The following is a 19,997-nucleotide window of genomic DNA, read 5'->3' as shown; positions in this document are numbered from 1 at the left end:
TTCATTTGCGCCAGTCACCACGGCGTGAGGCGGCCCTCACTGCGCCGCGCGCAGCCTGACCACGACGCTGCGCGCCACAAGCACCAGCACGGTGATGACGATCAGGATCACCGAGAGTGCGGCGATCGCCGGGTCGATGTTGTCGCGCAGGCCCATCCACATCAAGCGCGGCAGCGTGATGGCGTTGACCGAGGTGATAAACAGGGTGACGCCGATCTCCTCCCAGGACAGCACGAAAGACAACAACGCCGCGGTGACGATGCCGAACTTGATGTTGGGCATGATGATGCGGGTGGCGCGCTCCCACACGGTGGCGCCGAGGCCGCGGGCGGCGAGGTCGATGCGGCGGTCGAGCTGGCTGAGCGACACCAGGATCAGCACCGTGGCGAAGGGCACCGTCATCACCGCATGCGCCATGACGACACCCAGCCAGGTGTCATAGCCGAAGAACGACGAGAACCCGGAGATCGAGGTCAGCAGGAAGTAGAGCGTGATTGCCGAGACCACCGGCGGCACCACCATCGGCAGCAGCACGAAACCGACCAATGCTGCCGTGAAGCGCGGCTGGAACATCCAGATGCCGAGGCTGAAGCAGAGCGCCAGCACGGTGGAAAAGGCGCTGCTGACGATGCCGATCCTGATCGAGAGCAGGATCGAATCGATCCAGCGCGGATCCTCGATCAGCGCCCGGTAATGGCGCAGCGACAATTCGCCCGACGGCATCGCCAGCATGCGGCTCGGCGTCAGCGATACCGGGATGACGGCGAGCAGCGGCAGCAGCAGGAACAGCGCGACGAGGGCGGCGAGGACCAGCGAGACGGGACCGGGGCGGTAGGTCGGCATCGCGCTACACCAGTTGCTTGGGTTTGATATAGCGGAACAGCAGCGCCATCAGCGCGCCGACAAACAGCACCAGCACGACACTGATTGCGGCGCCCAGGCCCCAGTCCGGGCTCTGGAAGATGCGAAGGTAGATCAGCTCGGCGATCATCACGCTGCGACCGCCGCCGAGGATCGCCGGCGTGACGAAGAAGCCGAGCGAAAAGACGAAGACGATCAGCGCCGAGCCGATGATGCCGGAGCTGGTCATCGGCACGAATACCGACCAAAAGGTGCGCATACGGCTGGAGCCGAGGCCGCGCGCCGCCAGCAGCACACGGTCGTCGAGGCTGCGCATCGATGAGGCCAGCGGAAACACGGCGAAGGGAATGAGGAAATGCGTCATGCCGACGATAACGCCGAACTCGTTGCGCACCAGCGCCAGCGGCTCTGAGATGAAGCCGACCGCCTGCAGCCAGGTGTTGATCAGGCCGCGATTGGACAAAAGCGCCACCCAGCCGAAGGCGCGCGTCAGCACCGAGATCCAGAACGGCACCAGGATGCAGAACTCGGCCACGACGCGCTGCACCGGCGTGCCGCGTACCCAGACAACGGTGATGGCGTAGGCGGCGACAACCGAAACGATCGTCACGATCGCCGCGATACGCAGCGTGCGGATGAAGACCGACTGCACCAACTGATCCGTGAGCAGCGCATTGTACTGCCCCAGCCCCGGCGTGGGCAGGGTGAAGCTCCATTTAACCACGCCAAGGAATGGCCAGGCATAGGCCAGCACAAGAAAGAGGAGCAGCGGCGCCATCAACAGCGCCGCGCCCATCCTGTCGGAGAGGTATGCTCTCATCCGGTTATCCCGGCTTGTCAGGCGGAGATGATCTTCGTGTATTCGTCGAGTGCCGCCCCGTAGTTCTTGGCGTACCAATCCATGTCGAGCGGGATCTGCTTCTTCATGTTCTCGGGATCGACCGGATTGATGCGCCTCTTGTCGGCGGGTATCAGCGCATCGGTGGCCGGGTTGGCCGGACCCTGACCGAGCTTTTCGAACATGATGAGTTCCTTCTCCGGGTCCTGGGTGCTGGCGATGAACTTCATCGCCGCGTCCTTGCCGCCGGGATTGCCCTTGAGCACGGCGAGCGCGCCGGGCGAGATCAGGCCCTGGTCCCAGATGAACTTGATCTTGCCGCCGGAATCCTGCTCGATGAGCGAAGCCCGGGTCGACCAGACGATCGCCATCGAGGCCTCGCCATTGAGCAGCACGCTCTGGCTTTCGGCGCCGCCACCCCAATAGGCGACGACGTTTTCCTTGAAGGCGGCGATCTTGTCATGCGCGCGCTTGAGGTCGAGCGGGTAGAGCGATGCCGGTGCGATGCCGTCGGCGAGCAGTGCCGCTTCCCAGCTCGACACGCCCCATTTGTAGAGCGAGCGCTTGCCGGGGAATTTTGCCACGTCGAAGAAGTCGGCCATGCCGGTTGGTGCCTGGCTGCCGTATTTCTCGGCATCATAGGCGATGACATAGGAGAAGAAATAGGTCGAGGCGGCGTATTCCCAGCCGAAGCCCGGCCGCATCTTCTTCTTGTCGACGACCGCATAATCGATCGGCTCGAGCATGCCTTGGGCGCCGAGCGTGATGGCCGAGAACGGATCGACGTCGACCAGGTCCCAGGTCGGGGCGCCGCTCTTGAACTGCGCCGCGATCGCGCCTTCGGTCGGGCCGGAGCCGTCCATCTTAACGACAATGCCGGTTTCCTTGGTGAAGGCCTGGCCGTAAGCCGCGTCATAGGCGGTAATGGCGTCGCCGCCCCAGTTGACGAGCACCAGTTCCTTAGCCGCGGCAAAGGCGCCGGTCGAGCGCAGCAGCATCGGCGTGCCGGCCAGCACCAGTGCGGCCAGCTGCGTAAACTGCCGGCGCGAGATCTCGCCGCGCACTGCCCTGGCGGATAGCGCCTCGATGGAATTTTTCTTGGTTTGGTTTGTCATGTCAGTTCCCCTTTTTTGTCGTTGGTATTTCCTGAATGTCAGCTTGGCGAATTCGCCACGCCGATCGTCATTGCTCTCCACCCGGAAGGAGGAAGCCTTTCTCCGCGGGCCAGGTCAGCCAGACGGAATTGCCCTTGCTGAGGGCAGAGGCGGCGACCTCGTTCGGCACCGAGACCGTCACCTTGGCGCCTTGGCGCGTCGTCAGATCGAGCCGCGTTGCAGCGCCGAGATAGGTCGAGGCGACGGCAGTCGCGGCAATGCCGTTCTCGCCTGCCGCGGCTTCGCGGGCGATCGACATGTATTCCGGCCGGATCGCCAGGATGGCATCGCCACGGACCTTCTCGGCCCTGCAGCGCATGCTGATCGCGCGGTCTTCGCAGAGGCCTGTCGAGCCATTGTCGGCCGGGCGCACGCCCTTCAGCGGCAGCATGTTGATCTCGCCCAGGAACTCGGCGACGAAGCGGTTGTCCGGCCGGTCGTAGACCTCGTCCGGCGCGCCGACCTGCAGCAATTTGCCATGGTTGAAGATGGCGACGCGAGATGACAACGCCAGCGCCTCGCTCTGGTCATGGGTGACGAAGACGAAGGTGGTGCCGGTCTCCTGGTGCAACCGCTTCATCTCGGCCTGCATCTGGCCGCGCAGGCTCTTGTCGAGTGCCGAAAACGGCTCATCGAGCAAAAGTACGCCCGGCTCGAACACCAGCGCCCGCGCCAGTGCGACCCGCTGCTGCTGGCCACCTGACAATTGCGACGGCAGTTTCTTTTCGTGGCCCTTGAGCCCGACGCGCTCGATCATTTCGCCGACGCGGCGTTTGATCTCGGCCGCCGGTTTCTTTCGCACCTTGAGCGGAAAAGCGATGTTGGCCTCGACGCTCATATGCGGGAACAGCGCATAGCCCTGGAACACCATGCCGGCGGCACGCTGCTCGGCCGGCCGCTCGGTGATGTCGACGCCGTCGCTGTAAAGGCGACCGTCGGTCGGCTGAATGAAGCCGGCAAGGATCATCAGGAAGGTGGTCTTGCCGGAACCGGAGGGGCCGAGCAGGGTGAGGAACTCGCCACGGCCGATATCGAGCGTCAGATCGTCCAGCGCACGGAACGAGCCGAAGCTCTTGCCGATCCCGATTGCCTTGATCTCTGCGGCCCGGCCGGGTTGCTGCATCCTGCCCTTTCCTTAGCGTAGCCGAAATCGTAGGCAGGGCGGCGGCTCACCGCAACCGAATAGTTTTCGCCTGATCGGCAAATTTGATTCATCTATGCGCCAATCTCCCCCTCAAGGGGGGAGATTAACGCTGGTTCTCCGACAGCTTCGACCTCAGCCACCGCCCAAACGCCTCCAGCACCGGATGCGCCGCCTTGGCGTGCTCGGAAACCAGAAAATACGAGCGCGGGGAGTTGATCGCTATGTCGAAGGGGCGGACCAGCCGGCCTTCGCTCAGTGCCCGGCCGCTGGTCAGCTCGTCGCCCATGGCGATGCCCTGGCCGGCGATCGCCGCCGAAAAAACCAGGTTCATGTCGGAAAAGAAGATGCCGCCTTCCGGGTCGGGGTTCTCGACCTTGGACAGCGCCAGCCAGCGCGCCCAGTCCTCGGTATCGCCGAGATGCAGGAGATTGGCGCGCAGCACGTCGGCCGGCTTGGAGAAGCCGCCGATCTTGTTGAGCAGCGTCGGGCTGCACAGCGGCGTAAAGGAGATCCCGCACAACAGCTCGACCGCGCGGTTCGGCCAATTGCCGACGCCGAAGGCGATGAAGGCATCGGCCTCGGCATTGCTCACGTCGTCGAGACGGCGCGGCGTCAGGATGCGCAGCGCGACATCGGGGTACATCTGCCGGAACTCGCCGATATGGGTGCACAGGAACAGCGAGGCGAAACCCGGCGTACAACTGACGCTGAACGAACCGCCGATGCCGGTGCCGGCATGGCGTGTCACCGCGTCGCCCAGCACCGTCAGCGCCTTGCGCACGTCGCTGGCATAGCGTTGGCCGCGTGGCGTCAGCGCCACGCCCTTGCCGATACGTTCGAGCAGATCGAAGCCGAGATCGCGTTCGAGCAGGCGCAACTGATGACTGACGGCACTGCGGGTCAGATGCAGTTCGTCAGCGGCGCGCCAGACGCTGCCGTGGCGGGCAAAACTGTCGAGGGCGCGCAGCGCCTGCGTCGAGGGAATTCTCAAGAGGTGAACCGAATTTGCATGAGCCGGGAAAACATATCACTTTTTGGCGGGGCGCTTCACTGCTTTCTTTCCGCCATGGAGAAACCGGTGACCTCCGCGCAAGCGACCGCACTTGCCTGTCTGGACGACATCCAGCCGTCGCTATCGGCGTGGACGCGGACGATCTTCGATTTCGGCGAGACCGCCTGGCGCGAATACCAGTCGGCCGCCTGGTATGTCGAGCATCTGAAACACGAAGGATTTTCGGTCGAGGAAGGATCGGGCGGCATGCCGACCGCCTTCTGCGCCCACTGGACCAACGGGACCGGCCCGACCATCGGCATGTATGCCGAGTACGACGCGGTGCCTGGCAATTGCCAGGATGCGGCGACGGTGAAGCGACCGCGCCCGGGGCTGGGCGAACAGGCCGGCGGCCACACCGATCCGCATTCCGGCCTCGGTATTGCCAGCCTCGGCGGGCTGCTGGCGACCAAGGCGGCGATGCAGCGTCACGGCATATCAGGCACGCTGCGCTTCACCGGCGAGCCGGCGGAGAAGGTGAGGGGATCGAAGCCGATCCATGCCGCGAAGGGCTATTACGATGGGCTGGCGGGCATGGTCTCCTTCCATCCTTTTTATATGCTGCCGCTGTGCAACACGGCGCGCTGGGACACGCATTGCGGTGCGGCCTATGCGATGATCTACCGTTTCATCTGCGACGAGCCGGAACATTGGGCGAGGGCGGCAGGCGGCGCAGCACCCATCCCGCAGGCGCATTCGGCAGTCAGGGCGCCCGGCGCCAACGACGCGCTCATGATGATGTACATGGCCTCCAAGGCGCTGCGCGATTCCATGCTGCCGCACCAGGGTGGCTGGTCGATCAGCGAGGCGATCCTGACGGCGGGCCAGGCGACCGCCGACAATCTGCCGGCCGGGCTGGCCGAGATCCAGTACATGATCCGCGTGCCGACGCTTGCGATGGCCGAGCAGGTCACCGCCGTGCTCGACCGCAATGCGGAAGCCGCAGCCAGGATGAGCGGCTGCCGCCATGAGCGGCACTGGGTGTCGAAGTCGCGGCCGGGGCTTGCCAACCACGCAATGGCCGGCATTGCCTTCGACGCGCTGGCGGCGGTCGGGCCGCCGTGCTGGGACAAGACGGCCAAGGCGATCGCCCGCGAAATCCAGGTCAATGCCGGCGGCGAAGCGACCGAGGAACCATTCATCGACGAACTGGAGCGGCTGATTGCACCACAGGATGCCGAGGCGATCCTGCGCCGTGACTTGCCGCCATCGCAGCTGAATTCGACCTCCGACGATTACACCGACATGTCGTGGCAGACGCCGACGGCGCGGTTCTACGTCGCCCGGCCGGCGCTGCGATCCGAGAACGGCCACGCGTTTCCGTCCTGGGCGATGAATGCGCTGGGCGGCATTTCTGCCACCATCGACCCAATGGTCATCTGCGCCGCAAAGACGGTCGCGCTGGCAGCACTTCGCCTGTTGGAAGACGATGCCGCGCGCAACGCGGCGATGGATGAATTCGTCGCCCGCACCGGCGGCGGCATCGGCGGCTCGAACTGGATCGCGCCGCTCTGCGACTACGATCCGCCCATCGGATTTCGCTGGCCGGAATACATCACCACCCCGCGCGGACGGGATTGGTGGATACCAGGCAACCAACCCGCATGATCAACCAAGCCGCCCTTCACGAGGAGAAACCCCATGACCGTCCATGACCGCATCGTCACCGAGCCGTTTTCGCTGCAGCGCCGCAACCCGGCCGGCGGAACCAAGCCGCTGACCGCCTGGGGCTTCGCCAACGAGACCGACGTGCTGACCGACGTGCTGCTCGGCTCGCCGAATTTCCTGCGCCATCTCTCGACCAGCTCGCTGTCGCGCAAGCATCTGCGCGAGGCGCCATGCAACGTCCAGATCGCCCAAGCGCAGCACAAGGATCTGGTCGCCGCCTATGAGCATTTCGGTGTCAACATCCACTGGCACGAGCCGACGCCGGAACTGCCGATGCAGGTCTACTCGCGCGATTCCAGCGTCATGACGCCGTATGGCGCCATCATCACCGCCATGGCCCAGTGGTGGCGGCGCGGCGAGAACTACGCGGCGATCCGCACCTATGAGAAGCTCTGCATCCCGATCTACGACATGGTCACCGCCGGCACGTTCGAGGGCGGCGACTTCAACGTCATCGAGGACGGCGTCGTGCTGATCGGCTGCGGTGGCGCCCGCACGCAGGAGGAGGGCGCGCGCCAGGTCCAGGCCTGGTTCGACAAGGAGGGCTGGGAGACCCGCATCGCCTTCATCGACGAGTATTACGTCCATATCGACTTGATGGTGGTGCCGATCGCCGAAAAGCTGACCGCCGTCTGCCTTGCCTGTACAGAGCCCGGCATCGTCGACTGGCTGAAGGGCAAGGGCCACGAGATCATCGACGTGCCGTTCCAGGATACTATGGCGCTCGGCTGCAACTTCATGTCGCTGGGCAAGGACAGGGTAATCGCCCCGACCTCGAGCCAGACGCTGATCGGCCAGCTCAAGGCGCGCGGCTTCGAGGTGGCGGCCATCGACATGAGCGAGATCTCGAAGACCGGCGGCGGCATTCACTGCATGGCGCAGGCGCTGAAGCGCGAGCCGGCCTGAGGGGCCGGCCTTTAGCCCGGCCGCTTGCGCGAAAGCGCCATTGTCAGCACCGTCGATCCGCCTGGCGTGCGGCGCGCCCCTACAGCACGATGAGCTTTCCCTTGCGCAGACGCCGGGCGCAACGATAGACGAGGTCGGCAGCGACCATGTCTTCCATCGCAATGCCCATCGCCTTGTAGGTGGTGATCTGTTGATCCGAAACGCGGCCCGGCGCGCGGTCGAGCAGCATGGCGCCAAGCTCGGTGCCGAAATCCGGGTCGAAGCCGGCAAGCTCGCAAGATCCGACTGGGGTCGGTTTGAATGCATCCTTGGTTTCGACAAAAAGACTGGATCTGCGGATGAGCTCGATCGGCATTTCACCGCCGGGCGGCGCCACCCCGACCGAGGAGACATGCGTGCCCGGCTGGACCCAGCCTGCGTCGATCACCGGCTGGTAGGAGTGGGTCGCCAGGCACACCACGTCGGAACTGCGCACTGCCGTCTCGAGGTCGGCGACCGCCACCACCGACGGATGCAGCCGGGCAAGCGCTGCCGCATCGTCGAAGCTCTTCGAAGCGACACGGATTTCGGCAAAGTCGCGCACCAAGGGCAACAGATGCAGGTGCTGGTTGGCCTGCACGCCGGCGCCGACCACGGTCGCTATCCTGGCGTCCCTGCGGGCAAGCGTGCGCACCGACAGCACGGCGGAGCCTGAGGTCCGCACCGCGGTTATGAAGGTGCCGTCCATGATACAGACCGGCAGGCCGGACAGCTGATCGAACAGGGTGATGGTGGCGAGGTGGCTGGGCAGGTTCTTGGCCAGGTTGCCTTCGAAGACGTTGACGATCTTGACGGTCAGGTTCATGCCCTCCATCCAGGCCGGCATGGCGAGGCTGTAGCCGGCCTCGGGGATGTCGAGCTGTGGTCGGGGTGGATTGACGACCTTGCCTTGTGACAGCGCCTTGAAGCCGTCTTCCAGAACATCGAGAAGCTGACTGAGGTCGATGCATTCCATCACGTCGGTTTCGCTCAGCACCAGGATCTCGGTCGCTCCCTTGCTGATTTCTGCCGCACTCCTGCCGGCTGGGCTGAACGCTTGCTTGGTCATCCTGCACTCCTGTGTTCGAAATCGGCTCACCACGTTTGATTTCAGCGGTGAGGGAAGCGAAGGCTATTGCGAGGTTTTATGTTGTGAAATACGTTGATTTCGGTGTCTCTGCGTGAAATCAACACGCAAATCCCTTAGATAGCGTGGATTGTGAAATGAGCGACCTCGACCAGATAGACCGCAGCCTGCTCCGGCTGCTCCAGGAAGACGGACGCCGGACGACGCTTGATCTTGCCGGGCGTGTCGGGCTGTCTCCGACCGGAACCAGCCAGCGGCTTAAGCGCCTGTTCCGCGACGGGTTCATCACCGCGGTCAGGGCCATGCTCGATCCGCGCAAGGTCGGCCGGGGAACGCTGGTGTTCATCGAGGTCCGGCTTGACCACACGGCGCCTCATGTCTTTGACCGCTTCGCCGAAGCCGTGGCGAAAGCTCCGGAGGTTCTGGAGTGCCATATGGTGGTTGGCGGTTTCGATTATCTGGTCAAGGCGCGGATCGCCGATATGGCGGTGTTCCAGGATTTCCTGCAGCGGGTCATCCTGCCGCTGCCCGGCGTGCGCGAAACGCACACGTTCGCCTCCATCGCCGATGTCAAGCCGAACGCCCTCTTGCCGGTGTGATCAGGTGGAGGGAATCAGAGCGACCTGCATCGCATCTTGGCCCAGGTGCAGCGATGCCGGAGACCGGCTCTAGCCTTGCTGGGTCAGCAGGTTTGCGTCGCGTGCGAGCCGCCACTCACCATCCGCCTCCTTGCGCAGGAGCGTCAGCGCATATCCCGATCGATGGACCGGCTCGCCATTCGGCGGGGTCGCGGTCATATTGATGCGGCTGCGGATGAAGGCCCAATTGCCGAGAAGCTGTAGTTCCACGATATCGCTCGTGCCGTCGATATGAACGCCGGCCGTCTCCCGCGCGGCTGCCGCGAAGATCTCCTTGTCGAAGGGTTCCCGGCCGGGAACCATGAAGATTGCGTCGTCCGTCATCAAGCTGAGGACGGTCGCGATGTCTCCACGCTTGCTCGCGTCCATCCACGTCTCGACCAGCTTTCGGATTGCTTTTTCGTCGCCCGTCATTCGTTACCTCCCTGGCATCTCGCCGTCATCGATGGCGCACGGCGCTCCTCCCTCGCCGCAACATAGGGCTTAGATCGCTCTCGTCATCGATTGCAGTGCGTCGCGCCGCGGGTAGCACGGCCCGCGAGCCGGCAGGTTCGTGCCCTCCATGCCTATCGCCAGCCACCGGAGGCGGTGATGCGCTCGCCGGTCAGCCAGGACGCTTCGTCGGAGGCGAGGAACACCGCGACGCGGGCGACGTCGTCGGGCAGGCCGAAGCGACCGAGCGGCGTCATGGCTATAATCTGCTTCTCGAATTCGCTGCCGACGATGCCGATGCGCGCGAGGCCCTCGGTATCGATGCCGCCGGGCGCGATGGCGTTGACGCGGATGTTGCGTGCGCCAAGCTCCCGCGACATCGACAGCGTGATCGTGTCCACCGCACCTTTGGTCGCGGCGTAGACGAGCGAGTTCGGCTGCGGATTGCGGCTGGCGACCGAGCTTATGTTGATGATGCTGCCGCCGCCCGCGCCAAAATGGTTCACTGCTGCTTGCGTGGTCAGAATGATGCCCAACACATTGGTGTCGAACTCGCGGTGAAACTCGGCCTCGGTAACCGCTTCCAGCGGCTCGAATGCGAAGACTCCGGCATTGTTGACCAGTATGTCGAGCCCGCCAAACTCCAATTTCGCCGCCTCGAACAGGCGGCGCACATCAGCCGCTTGCGACACGTCGCCCTGGACGGCGACGGCGCGGCCGCCACCGTCGTCGATCTCGGCGACGACGCGGTCGGCGCCTTCCCGTGACGAGGCGTAGTTGACGACCACTGCGGCGCCGGCCGTGGCAAGACTCTTGGCGATGGCGGCGCCGATACCGTTGGAGGCGCCGGTGACGATGGCGACCTTGCCGTTCAGCTTGCTCATCAAATCTCTCCTTTGTTGACGATGAGCGGTATTTAATCATGATCGAAACGCGTATTATGGTGCCCGAAATCCGTTCTTTCGTTCCTGGAATTCCGGAATGACCACCATCCTCGAAAAGACCGCCGGTCTCGTCGCCTTCATCCGAACCGTCGATGCCGGCTCTTTCCATGCCGCCAGCCGGCTGGTCGGCTCCAGCCCGTCGGCAGTGTCGAAAAGCGTGGCGCGGCTCGAGCGTCGGCTCGGCGTCAGGCTGATCCAGCGCTCGACGCGCCGGCTCGGGCTCACCAGCGAAGGCATCGCCTATTACGAGCGCGTGGCGCCGCTGCTCAGGGCGCTGGACGATGCCGAAGACATCGTTCAGATGGCCGATACGGCGCGCGGCCTGCTGCGCGTTACAGCGCCGGTCGAGCTTGGGCGTGGCCTGATCGCGGCATGGGCGCAAGCGTTCCTTGCGCAGCACGGCGCAGTCAAACTGGAGCTCAGCGTCACCGACCGTCACGCCGATCTGATCCGCGAAGGCTATGACGTTGCGGTGCGCATGGGGCCGCTCTCAGACACCGGGCTCGTCGCGCGCAAGATCGCCAATCTGCCGATCATGCTGGTGGCCTCACCGGCCTATGTCGAGCGGCGCGGCCGTCCGGCATCGGTCGAGGATTTACGGGACCATGAATTCGTCCGCCACCAGATGGCTGGCCGGCCTTATCCGGTCACATTTGCCGACGGTACGATGATCGTGCCGGATGGGCGGCTCGATACCGACGACGGCGGCGCCATCCGCAATGCAGCACTTGGCGGTGCCGGCATCGCGCATCTGATGCGGTTTGCCGTGCAGAACGATCTCGACACGGGTCGCCTGGTCCGCATCCTGCCCGAGGTGGCGATGCCAACCATGCCGGTGCACATTGTCCATGCGTACGGGCGACAGCTGCCCGTTCGCGCGCGGCTGTTCGTCGATTTCCTTGCGGGCCAAATGGCGGCGCTGGCGCGATAGCGCAGGACTCCGTGGCAAAGACAGCGGCGGCTTCGAGATTACCCTGTTAGTAGCACAAGCGACCCCGCCTTCGTTACCTGTCCATAGAGCTAGAACGTGATCTTCACTGAATCGGCGCTGCGGTTGGCCGCGCCGTGGTGCACGGCCTCGATGTTGTTGCCGTCGGGGTCGAGCAGGAAGGCGGCGTAGTAGCCGGGATGGTAGGATCGTTCGCCGGGCGCGCCATTGTCGGTGCCGCCGGCCTCAAGCCCGGCCCTGTAGAATGCGTCGACCATGGCGCGGTCATTTGCCTGGAAGGCCAGGTGGTGGCGGCCGGTCAGCTTTCCCAGGGCCGCCGGGCTGTCGGGGCTGGAAATGAACAGCTCGTCGGCCCAGAAATAATTATTGCCGGCGCCACCGATCGGTATGCCGAGCACGTTGAGAACCGCCTCGTAGAAACGACGGCTGGCCGCAAGATCCCTGACCACCAGCTGGAGGTGGTCGATGAGACGGCCGCGATGAAGTTCCTGATTTGCCATGCTTGACAGCTCCTGATCGCCGGTTGGAAATCTAGCTTCGAATGGTGCGCGGTCAATCCAGAAAGCCGTGGAATGGCGCCATCGCGCCGACTGGATAAAAAATGCAACCGGATTGTCGGATTCATGACATATCCAACGTCCTTCGGACGCAAGCGGCTCGGCGAAGCTCGAAAAGGTCGTGCCGTATCAACGCTTCCGGCATGGGAGAAAAGTGAAATGAGCCTTCCCTATCGTTGGGTTATCGTCGCGGCTGGTGCGCTGATGACCTGTGTCGCCCTCGGGGCGATGTTCTCGCTGGCGATCTTTCTCGAACCGATGGCGCTTGACACACAATGGTCGCGCGCCGGCATATCGAGTGCGATGACGCTGAACTTCCTGGTAATGGGCCTCGGCGGCTTCGCCTGGGGCGCCATTTACGACCGCTTTGGCGCCCGCATCGTCGTCATGACCGGCGCCGTGCTGCTCGGCCTGGCGCTGGTCCTGGCCAGCCGCACCGGTTCGCTGCTCGTTTTCCAGTTGGCCTACGGCGTGCTCGTCGGCCTCGCGGCAAGCGCCTTCTTCGCGCCGATGATTGCGCTGACCTCCGCCTGGTTCGACACGAACCGCAGCCTCGCCGTCTCGCTGGTCTCGGCCGGCATGGGCGTGGCGCCAATGACCATCTCGCCCTTCGCCCGCTGGCTGATTTCGGCCTACGACTGGCGCACCGCAATGTTCGACATCGGCATAACCGCGTGGGTGCTGCTACTGCCGGCCGCGCTTCTGGTGCGCCAGCCGCCCAAGCCCGCTGCCGACGGCGCTGCCCCAAGCGTTGCCGCCGAGGGTGCCGGCATGACGGTTCCGCAGGCGCTGCGCTCGCCGCAATTCATCGTGTTGGGACTGACCTTCTTTGCCTGCTGCGCGGCGCATTCCGGGCCGATCTTCCACATGGTGAGCTATGCGATGCTGTGCGGCATAGCGCCGATGGCGGCGGTCAGCATCTACAGCATCGAGGGCCTGGCAGGGCTGGGTGGCCGGCTGCTTTACGGCGTGCTTGCCGATCGGTTGGGCGTTAAACCGGTGCTGATCACCGGGCTGGCCATACAGGCCGTGGTTATCGCCGCCTATCTGGCGGTCAGCGAGCTTGGTCAATTCTACACGCTCGCCGTCATCTTCGGCGCCACCTATGGCGGCGTCATGCCGCTCTATGCGGTGCTGGCGCGCGAATATTTCGGCCAGCGCATCCTCGGCACGGTGTTCGGTGCAGTAACCATGCTGTCCAGCCTCGGCATGGCTTTCGGCCCGCTCGCCGGCGGCATGGTGTTCGATGCCTATGCTAGCTATTCCTGGCTGTTCATCGGCTCGGCCCTTGTCGGGCTTGGCGCGATGGCGATTGCGATCGCCTTCCCGCCGCTGCCGCGCAGGGAGTTGCAACCGGCTTAAAGCACGATCGGTGGAAAAGGGCGGCCGCTTGGATGGCAAGCGGCCGCGATCCAAAATAGCTGGCAGTGTTCGGCATTATGAAACGCGTATTGCTATGCAAGCAGAGGCACCACCTCGGCGCCATCAAGCGTGTAGCGCGCATAGCGGAAATCGCGAATTCTCGCCAGTCTGTCGCCGGCCCATTCCAGCAGGATAAAGTATTTTAGCCCTCCGGCCGAGTCGTCCGGATCGATCACAAGAATGGCTGGGTGCCGATCCACCAGGCCAGGAAGCAGCCGCCAATCGTGGATACCCGCGTAATTGTGGAAGTACCGGCCCACTTTCGTGCGGCCGCTCGCCCGGAGCCGGTTCACGAGATCAAGCCGGACGTCCTCGGCCAGCATGTCGCGGATCGCATCGAAGTCGCGGGCGTTGAACCGCTCTACATAGGCTGCCAGCCGCGCCCGCTCGGGCTCGGCCAACACCGGCGCAGGCCGATCCTCAGACTCGCCGGCGACCTCGCGCAGGCGCAGACGGCCGCGATGCAGTGCGGCTTTCACCGCCGGAACGCTGCTGTCGATAATGTTGCCGATCTCTTCGATCGTATAGCCGAGCACATCCATGAGGATGACGCTGCTACGCTGCGCCGCGGGCAGGCGCATGAAGGTCTGCAGGCTTGCGGCCGCAGTGTGTCGACCCTCGGCCGACATACCGGGGTCAGGGATCATATCGATATCCTCAACGACATGCGCGGCATCCAACCTGGCACGACGGCGCAGGTGGTCGAGCGCGGCATTGTGCGCGATGCGAAACAGCCAGCCCTCGACATTGGCTATCGGCCCGGTCCCGGGGAACGCCTCAAGCGCCTTGACCGTAGCTTCCTGGACGACATCCTCGGCATCGATCACCGAACCGGTCATGCGGGCGCAATAACGGTGCAGTTTCGGCCGCAATTCGCCGAGCAGCCGGTCGAATGGCTCCCGTCCTTCTGGCGTGCCGATTGCGGATCCGGTCATCGCACAAGGGTCGATCTCATGCGTATCTCCCAGGCAGAGGCGCCCGCCATCGGGCGCAGCGTCTTATAGACGCTCGACGATGGCAAAAGGATTCGGTCGAAAAAACTTTCTCCTGCTGGAATCCTTTGATGTTCCCTACGCGTCTCTGGATCACGGGCCCGTCAACCTGGCGGGCCCTTTGTTCAAGCCGGAGGCGCCATAGTCATGAGCAAGCAAAGTGCGGGATCAACGAAGGTCTGGGTTCTCGCCCTCACGTCGATAGGCTCCTTGATGGTCGTTCTCGATGCGATGGTCGTGGCGACCGCATTGAGCACGATGCGGGTCGAGCTCGATGCCTCGCTGGAGACGCTGCAATGGACGATGAACGCCTATAATTTGAGTTTTGCCGTCCTGCTCATGACCGGGGCTGCGCTCGGTGACCGGTTCGGCCGCCGCCGTACGCTCGTTGCCGGGTTGGCGCTGTTCGTCGCAGCGTCGGTTGCCTGCGCGCTCGCTGGCAATGCCGGATTGCTGATTGCGGCCCGTGCGGTCCAGGGCGCAGGTGCCGCAATGGTCATGCCGCTGGCCATGGCGCTGCTGAGCGTCGCTTTTCCCCCGGAGGAGCGAGGCAAGGCGCTGGGTATCTTCAGCAGCATCACCGGCCTGGCCCTGATCATCGGCCCGATGGCGGGCGGTGCGATTTCCGAAGGGCTCTCCTGGCACTGGATCTTCTGGCTCAATGTCCCGGTCGGTATCGTTCTCATTCCGCTGGTGCTGCGTCGGATTCCGGAGAGTTACGGGCCGGGCACGGCAATCGATGTCCTCGGCGTCGTGCTGGTAACCGCGGCGGCATTTGGAGTGGTCTGGGGTCTGATGCGCGGCAACATCGTGGGCTGGAGCAGCTCTGAAGTGCTGACGGCGCTGACGGCCGGGCTGCTTTTCGCCACCGCATTCGTCCTTTGGCAGCTGCGTACCCGTGAGCCCATGCTGCCTTTGCGGTTCTTTCAGGCGCGTGCATTCTCCTCGGGCGTAGGGGCGAACTTCCTGCTCTGCGCGGCCATGTATGGCCTCGTGTTCCTGTTGCCGCAGCTTCTGCAGTTTGCCCAGAGCCGTGGGCCGCTCGGCGCCGGCATGGGATTGCTGCCTTGGACCGCCACGCTTTTCGTGGTCGCACCGATCGCCGGCAGCCTGATCAACCGCGTTGGCGAGCGCTGGCTTGTCGTGGCCGGATTGATCCTGCAAGCGGCTGGAATGGCCTGGCTGGCGCAGATCGCAGCACCTGATCTGCCCTATATCCAGCTAGTCGCCCCGCTGATCATTACCGGTGCCGGCGTGTCGATGGCCATGCCTGCCGCGCAGAACGCGGTTCTCAATGCGGTCGCCCGGCCGGAGGTCGGCAAGGCTGCCGGCACGTTCAACACATTCCGCTTTCTCGGTGGCGTATCCGGGATCGCGATCGCCGGTGCGGTGTTCGCCGGCACTGGAAGCTTCTCGTCCACCGACGCGTTCAGCGATGGCTTCACCTCGGCAATCGACGTCTCCGCTCTGCTCTCGCTCGCCGGTGCGCTCGTCGGAATGGGGCTCCCGGAGCGTCGCACAGTGGCGCTCGCGAATGCCAACAAGGAGGCGTAACTCGGGAGTGGGAAGCTCGCGCTTGCTCCCACTGTTGTCGCGCTAACAGCAGCCGCGCCAGCGCAGAAAAAAGGTCGCGGAGCGTCGGTCGCCGGCCGGTCCTGTGGGGTTAATCTGTGTCCAGACCCCGATTTTGCGTCCGTGATGGCGGCGAACATGCTGCACCGCAGCACCCTCCCGCCGATATCGGCGGGCCAAGGCAGCGCGAGAAAATCGTCAAAAGTGGACAATTCAGGCTGCTTTCTGCTGTTCTTTAGCCTTTATTAGCTGCGCCTCACGTTCCTGTTTCAAATGTGTCAACTTTTTGTGTTGCGTTGCACAATGGTGGCCCTATTCTGCCTGAGGGGGGCGCTTCCGATTGGAATGCGCCGTGAACGACGCCGCTATATTGACCGATTGGCAGTTTCGCCGTCCCGCCGGCGTATGCCGCTAATGGGAAATGCGCGCGACACCCAATTGGACGCGCTGAGGGCCATCGCCGTGACGATGGTGCTGTACTCCCATTTCTTCGCGGCCGGTGGGTCTTCGTTCTGGGGCCATATCGGCGTGCGCCTGTTCTTCGTGCTGAGCGGCTTTCTGATCACCCGCCTGCTGCTCGAAGCCCGCTCGGCCGCCGAATTCGAAACCGGACCGGCGCTGAAATCCTTCTATATCAGGCGGGCGCTGCGAATATTCCCGCCCTATTTCGCCGTGCTGGGTTTCGTCTGGCTGGTGGACCTGGAGCAGTCCAGAGGATCGCTGGCCTGGCATGCCCTCTATCTGTCGAATTTCTGGTACGCGGCGCAGAATGAATGGACGCCCTGGCTGCTCTGCCATTTCTGGAGCCTGAGCATCGAGGAGCAGTTCTACATCGCCTGGCCGCTGATCGTCCTGCTGGCGCCGCGCCGGCGCCTCGAAGCGATCTGCGTCGGCGTTATCGTGCTGTCGCTGGCCTATCGCTTTTACTGGCCGATCGCTGGAACGCCTAGCCTGGCGCGCGACCTGCTGCCGCCGGCGTCGATGGATGCATTGGCGTCAGGCGCGCTGCTTGCCGCTTACCGGTCAAGAGTTGCTGGCTTGCCGCAATGGCTTCGAGGTAGCTGGCCGGGGCTCGCCGCGGCGTTTTTCGTTCTGCAGTGGTTTGCGCCGGCGCCGGCAAATCCGGTGCAGGAATGGGGCCTCTGGCTGCTGTTGCAGATCCTGCCTGTCGCCCCTCTGGTGGTCATCGTTGCAAGCTGTTCGACGGGCATTGGCGGTCGCGTCGGAAAACTTCTCGAACTGCCGCCGCTGCTTGGCCTTGGCCGCATAAGCTACGGCGTCTATCTCTACCATCCCATAGTGCTGGCTCTGGTTGTCAAGTCGCAGCCCTGGATCCCGCTCAACGTCTCGGAGCAAGGGCCGGGGCGGTTCCTGGTCGCGGGAACTGCGACGCTCATGCTGGCTTCGGTTTCGTGGCTGCTTTTCGAAAAGCCGCTCAACAGCCTCAAGCGCCACTTCCCCTATGTTGCTGGAAAAGGCCGCGGCGCCATCTCGGCAGGCATGGACGTGGGCAATGCCGGATGGATCGCGGCCGGAGCATATCCGGGCAGGCCGCTTGATGGTGGCACGTCACCCTTGCCGCGCAAGCTGCACCGAACCGATCGGAGCTGATCATGGCTGCTGCTCCCTTGGTTTCCGTTCTGCTGCCGATCTACAATGCGGGACCTTATCTCGCCGCTGCGCTGGGCAGCGTCCTGCGCCAGGATTACGAGCGTCTGGAGGTCATCGCCATCGATGACGGCTCGACCGACAACTCGCTGCAGATCCTGCAGAAATACCGCCAGGCCGACAATCGCATCTCGATCATCTCACGCGAAAACCGTGGCCTGATCGCAACTTTGAACGAAGGCCTGGCCGTGGCGCGCGGCGATCTGGTCGCCAGGATGGACGCCGACGACATCGCCTATCCCCAGCGCCTGTCGCGGCAGGTCGCGCTGTTCAACCAGCAGCCTGACCTGGCTCTATGCGGCGCGGGTTTCGATACCTTGCTCGGCAACCGCATCGTCAGGGGTTCGCCCGATCCGATATTCCAGGACAATATCCTGCGAATACTGTCGATGTTCTTCACGATCTTCATGCATTCCACGGTCGTCTACAACAGGAAGGTCATAGAAGAAGATGTTCTATATTACGATACCAGATACAACCATGCCGAGGATTTCGACCTGTTCAGGCGGCTGACCGACCGCTACCCGGCGGCCATGATCCCCGAAAGCCTGATCGCCTATCGTATCCATGACGACAGCGTGACCAACAGGCACAAGCGCGAAATGCGCAGGACCCATTTGAAGATCGTCGCCGAGAACCTCGAGCGCGAAGGGCTCGCACAAGAGACGCAGGGCCTCCGCGACATCGGTGAGGTCCTGTCGATGGACACGGTTCGCCGTGCCGCCGAATGGATCCTTGCGCTGGAAGAAAGGATTTCCGCACTGCCGGCCGAGACGAGGCCGAGCTACCAGGCCGGCACGCTGAACCTGTTCTATTTCCTCTACCAGCTGATATCGGGGGAAAGGCAGCCGCTGCTGATGCACGAATTCCTGACGCGGACGGCGAAATGGAAACTCATCCGGCGGCGCGAGCAGTACGTGTTTCGCACCGGTGCCTTCGCGCCGCGCTTCAGTCTCGCCTCGATGTCGGTCACCAGGCAGGTGGATGCCTTGTCGCGGTATCTGCAGTCCGTGCCGGCCGCGGCGGTTTTGCCTTCGAACCAGTTGAGCTAGCAGCGCATGTTCGTCAAATCCCATCAGCTCCAGCAGCGCGGCCGCTCGACGGTGCCGGCGGCCATGTCGCCCCGGCCGCAGCACGGGCCGGCACCGGAGGTCAGCTTCATTGTCTGCACACGCGACCGCGTCAACGTGCTCGAGCCTTGCATAAAGTCGATCCAGGCCGCGTGCCGCGCCTACGCCGCCTTCTCTGCCGAACTGGTGGTTGTCGACAATGGCTCGACCGACTGCACAGCAGAGCGGCTGGCCGGCATAGCCGAACTTTCTGACATTCCGTTCACGGCCATTCGCGAGCCGCGACCCGGATTGGCGGCCGCGCGCAACGCCGGGCTGGAGCGCGCGCGGGGCCGCGTGCTGGTCTTCGTCGACGATGATTGCGCTGTCCACAAGGATTATTTGCGCGATCTGCAGCGGCACTATGCGGCCGGCGAACGGGTCATCCGCGGTGGGCGGGTCGAGATCGGCGACCCCCGCGACCTGCCGTTCACCATAAAGCGGTCGCCGGTGCGCGCGCGGCTTACCCCAGACGTCCATCCCGGCGGCTTCGTGCTTGGCTGCAACATGACGATGCACCGCGATGTTGCCACCCGCATCGGCCGTTTCGACGAACGGTTCGGCGCCGGCGGCCCGCTGCGCTCCGCAGAGGATACGGACTATCTAGTGCGGGCGGTGCTACTTGGGATCCCGGTCGAATACGTGCCCGACATGACCATCTATCACCATCACGGCCGGCGCGACCGCAAGGCCATCGAGAAGCTGCACCGCGACTACAGCATGGGCAATGGCGGGCTTTGCCTGAAACATATCCGCCACGCGCCGTGGCTGCTTCGCCATTGCTACTGGTCGATGAGGGCGGCCTTGCGCGAACTGGTGAAAGGCCCTCTGTTCGACCGTGAACTCAAGCTGTCGCACTGGCCGATCGTCGGCATGAATTTGCTCGGCGCGGCCAAGTTCGCGGTGCTTTTGCTGGCGAAATCGCCGCAGCCGGCGCAAATGCGACAGGAGCAACAGGCAAATGCCGAGGCAAGGTGATCGGCCATC

The 19,997-nt window shown here is 63.9% G+C and carries 19 protein-coding genes; 9 read left to right on the top strand and 10 right to left on the bottom strand.

Features of this window, described 5'->3' with window-relative positions; all coding sequences use genetic code 11:
* Positions 1-36 precede the first annotated feature (36 nt).
* From NKH59_RS00770 to NKH59_RS00750, 5 genes are all read right to left on the bottom strand, one after another.
* The gene (locus tag NKH59_RS00770) at positions 37-843 is read right to left on the bottom strand and encodes an ABC transporter permease (RefSeq protein ID WP_352920295.1); all 807 of its coding nucleotides are present in this window, start codon (positions 841-843) and stop codon (positions 37-39) included.
* Between the two features lie 4 nt (positions 844-847).
* Complete coding sequence (locus tag NKH59_RS00765) at positions 848-1,681, bottom strand: ABC transporter permease (protein ID WP_353020541.1); 834 nt, start codon at positions 1,679-1,681, stop codon at positions 848-850.
* A gap of 17 nt (positions 1,682-1,698) precedes the next feature.
* Entirely contained in the window at positions 1,699-2,814 is a 1,116-nt protein-coding gene (locus tag NKH59_RS00760; protein WP_023677269.1) for an ABC transporter substrate-binding protein, read from the bottom strand.
* A gap of 67 nt (positions 2,815-2,881) precedes the next feature.
* Positions 2,882-3,976, bottom strand: coding sequence for an ABC transporter ATP-binding protein (locus NKH59_RS00755; RefSeq protein ID WP_353020538.1), 1,095 nt, complete (start codon positions 3,974-3,976; stop codon positions 2,882-2,884).
* A 124-nt stretch (positions 3,977-4,100) separates the two neighbouring features.
* Positions 4,101-4,988, bottom strand: coding sequence for a LysR substrate-binding domain-containing protein (locus NKH59_RS00750; protein ID WP_023677271.1), 888 nt, complete (start codon positions 4,986-4,988; stop codon positions 4,101-4,103).
* Between the two features lie 75 nt (positions 4,989-5,063).
* Here NKH59_RS00750 and NKH59_RS00745 point away from each other — a divergent pair, with 75 nt between their 5' ends.
* On the top strand, positions 5,064-6,656 hold the full coding sequence (locus NKH59_RS00745) for a zinc-binding metallopeptidase family protein (protein WP_352925877.1): 1,593 nt from the start codon (positions 5,064-5,066) through the stop codon (positions 6,654-6,656).
* Between the two features lie 33 nt (positions 6,657-6,689).
* On the top strand, positions 6,690-7,622 hold the full coding sequence (locus tag NKH59_RS00740) for a dimethylarginine dimethylaminohydrolase family protein (protein WP_352925774.1): 933 nt from the start codon (positions 6,690-6,692) through the stop codon (positions 7,620-7,622).
* Positions 7,623-7,701: 79 nt separating this feature from the next.
* Here the strand turns inward: NKH59_RS00740 and NKH59_RS00735 are convergent, their stop codons facing one another.
* The gene (locus NKH59_RS00735) at positions 7,702-8,709 is read right to left on the bottom strand and encodes an ornithine cyclodeaminase family protein (protein ID WP_353020535.1); all 1,008 of its coding nucleotides are present in this window, start codon (positions 8,707-8,709) and stop codon (positions 7,702-7,704) included.
* Positions 8,710-8,864: 155 nt separating this feature from the next.
* Between NKH59_RS00735 and NKH59_RS00730 the strand changes: the two genes are divergently transcribed.
* On the top strand, positions 8,865-9,326 hold the full coding sequence (locus NKH59_RS00730; protein ID WP_352925778.1) for an Lrp/AsnC family transcriptional regulator: 462 nt from the start codon (positions 8,865-8,867) through the stop codon (positions 9,324-9,326).
* A 69-nt stretch (positions 9,327-9,395) separates the two neighbouring features.
* Here the strand turns inward: NKH59_RS00730 and NKH59_RS00725 are convergent, their stop codons facing one another.
* Positions 9,396-9,779: a YybH family protein gene (locus tag NKH59_RS00725; protein ID WP_023677276.1), complete on the bottom strand. Its 384-nt coding sequence runs from the start codon at positions 9,777-9,779 to the stop codon at positions 9,396-9,398.
* 152 nt (positions 9,780-9,931) lie between these two features.
* Positions 9,932-10,681: an SDR family NAD(P)-dependent oxidoreductase gene (locus NKH59_RS00720; protein WP_353020532.1), complete on the bottom strand. Its 750-nt coding sequence runs from the start codon at positions 10,679-10,681 to the stop codon at positions 9,932-9,934.
* A 97-nt stretch (positions 10,682-10,778) separates the two neighbouring features.
* Between NKH59_RS00720 and NKH59_RS00715 the strand changes: the two genes are divergently transcribed.
* Positions 10,779-11,672: a LysR family transcriptional regulator gene (locus tag NKH59_RS00715; protein WP_353020529.1), complete on the top strand. Its 894-nt coding sequence runs from the start codon at positions 10,779-10,781 to the stop codon at positions 11,670-11,672.
* Positions 11,673-11,761: 89 nt separating this feature from the next.
* Here NKH59_RS00715 and NKH59_RS00710 read toward each other — a convergent pair whose 3' ends face one another.
* Entirely contained in the window at positions 11,762-12,190 is a 429-nt protein-coding gene (locus NKH59_RS00710) for a VOC family protein (protein ID WP_353020526.1), read from the bottom strand.
* Between the two features lie 216 nt (positions 12,191-12,406).
* Between NKH59_RS00710 and NKH59_RS00705 the strand changes: the two genes are divergently transcribed.
* Complete coding sequence (locus NKH59_RS00705) at positions 12,407-13,609, top strand: MFS transporter (protein ID WP_352451471.1); 1,203 nt, start codon at positions 12,407-12,409, stop codon at positions 13,607-13,609.
* A gap of 92 nt (positions 13,610-13,701) precedes the next feature.
* On the opposite strand, the gene NKH59_RS00700 is transcribed toward NKH59_RS00705, so the two are convergent.
* Positions 13,702-14,604 (bottom strand): sigma-70 family RNA polymerase sigma factor, encoded by a 903-nt coding sequence (locus NKH59_RS00700; protein ID WP_352925784.1) that lies wholly within the window; start codon positions 14,602-14,604, stop codon positions 13,702-13,704.
* A 204-nt stretch (positions 14,605-14,808) separates the two neighbouring features.
* Between NKH59_RS00700 and NKH59_RS00695 the strand changes: the two genes are divergently transcribed.
* From NKH59_RS00695 to NKH59_RS00680, 4 genes are all read left to right on the top strand, one after another.
* A complete protein-coding gene (locus tag NKH59_RS00695) occupies positions 14,809-16,215 on the top strand; it encodes an MFS transporter (protein WP_353020523.1) in 1,407 nt (468 codons plus the stop codon).
* Positions 16,216-16,647: 432 nt separating this feature from the next.
* Positions 16,648-17,844: an acyltransferase family protein gene (locus NKH59_RS00690; protein WP_352837862.1), complete on the top strand. Its 1,197-nt coding sequence runs from the start codon at positions 16,648-16,650 to the stop codon at positions 17,842-17,844.
* A gap of 2 nt (positions 17,845-17,846) precedes the next feature.
* Complete coding sequence (locus NKH59_RS00685; protein WP_353020521.1) at positions 17,847-18,953, top strand: glycosyltransferase family 2 protein; 1,107 nt, start codon at positions 17,847-17,849, stop codon at positions 18,951-18,953.
* A 6-nt stretch (positions 18,954-18,959) separates the two neighbouring features.
* Entirely contained in the window at positions 18,960-19,988 is a 1,029-nt protein-coding gene (locus NKH59_RS00680) for a glycosyltransferase family 2 protein (protein WP_502901433.1), read from the top strand.
* The last annotated feature ends 9 nt before the right edge of the window (positions 19,989-19,997 follow it).

It is taken from the genome of Mesorhizobium sp. M0998, from assembly GCF_040318885.1.
In the GTDB taxonomy this organism is placed as follows: domain Bacteria; phylum Pseudomonadota; class Alphaproteobacteria; order Rhizobiales; family Rhizobiaceae; genus Mesorhizobium.
This window is presented reverse-complemented; position numbering and strand designations above follow the sequence as displayed.

Coding starts and splice junctions, on each gene's coding strand:
- NKH59_RS00735 (WP_353020535.1), bottom strand. CDS start 8,709: ATGACCAAGCAAGCGTTCAGCCCAGCCGGCAGGAGTGCGGCAGAAATC.
- NKH59_RS00725 (WP_023677276.1), bottom strand. CDS start 9,779: ATGACGGGCGACGAAAAAGCAATCCGAAAGCTGGTCGAGACGTGGATG.
- NKH59_RS00745 (WP_352925877.1), top strand. CDS start 5,064: ATGGAGAAACCGGTGACCTCCGCGCAAGCGACCGCACTTGCCTGTCTG.
- NKH59_RS00720 (WP_353020532.1), bottom strand. CDS start 10,681: ATGAGCAAGCTGAACGGCAAGGTCGCCATCGTCACCGGCGCCTCCAAC.
- NKH59_RS00740 (WP_352925774.1), top strand. CDS start 6,690: ATGACCGTCCATGACCGCATCGTCACCGAGCCGTTTTCGCTGCAGCGC.
- NKH59_RS00695 (WP_353020523.1), top strand. CDS start 14,809: ATGAGCAAGCAAAGTGCGGGATCAACGAAGGTCTGGGTTCTCGCCCTC.
- NKH59_RS00760 (WP_023677269.1), bottom strand. CDS start 2,814: ATGACAAACCAAACCAAGAAAAATTCCATCGAGGCGCTATCCGCCAGG.
- NKH59_RS00730 (WP_352925778.1), top strand. CDS start 8,865: ATGAGCGACCTCGACCAGATAGACCGCAGCCTGCTCCGGCTGCTCCAG.
- NKH59_RS00680 (WP_502901433.1), top strand. CDS start 18,960: ATGTTCGTCAAATCCCATCAGCTCCAGCAGCGCGGCCGCTCGACGGTG.
- NKH59_RS00755 (WP_353020538.1), bottom strand. CDS start 3,976: ATGCAGCAACCCGGCCGGGCCGCAGAGATCAAGGCAATCGGGATCGGC.
- NKH59_RS00765 (WP_353020541.1), bottom strand. CDS start 1,681: ATGAGAGCATACCTCTCCGACAGGATGGGCGCGGCGCTGTTGATGGCG.
- NKH59_RS00705 (WP_352451471.1), top strand. CDS start 12,407: ATGAGCCTTCCCTATCGTTGGGTTATCGTCGCGGCTGGTGCGCTGATG.
- NKH59_RS00770 (WP_352920295.1), bottom strand. CDS start 843: ATGCCGACCTACCGCCCCGGTCCCGTCTCGCTGGTCCTCGCCGCCCTC.
- NKH59_RS00690 (WP_352837862.1), top strand. CDS start 16,648: ATGGGAAATGCGCGCGACACCCAATTGGACGCGCTGAGGGCCATCGCC.
- NKH59_RS00685 (WP_353020521.1), top strand. CDS start 17,847: ATGGCTGCTGCTCCCTTGGTTTCCGTTCTGCTGCCGATCTACAATGCG.
- NKH59_RS00715 (WP_353020529.1), top strand. CDS start 10,779: ATGACCACCATCCTCGAAAAGACCGCCGGTCTCGTCGCCTTCATCCGA.
- NKH59_RS00700 (WP_352925784.1), bottom strand. CDS start 14,604: ATGACCGGATCCGCAATCGGCACGCCAGAAGGACGGGAGCCATTCGAC.
- NKH59_RS00710 (WP_353020526.1), bottom strand. CDS start 12,190: ATGGCAAATCAGGAACTTCATCGCGGCCGTCTCATCGACCACCTCCAG.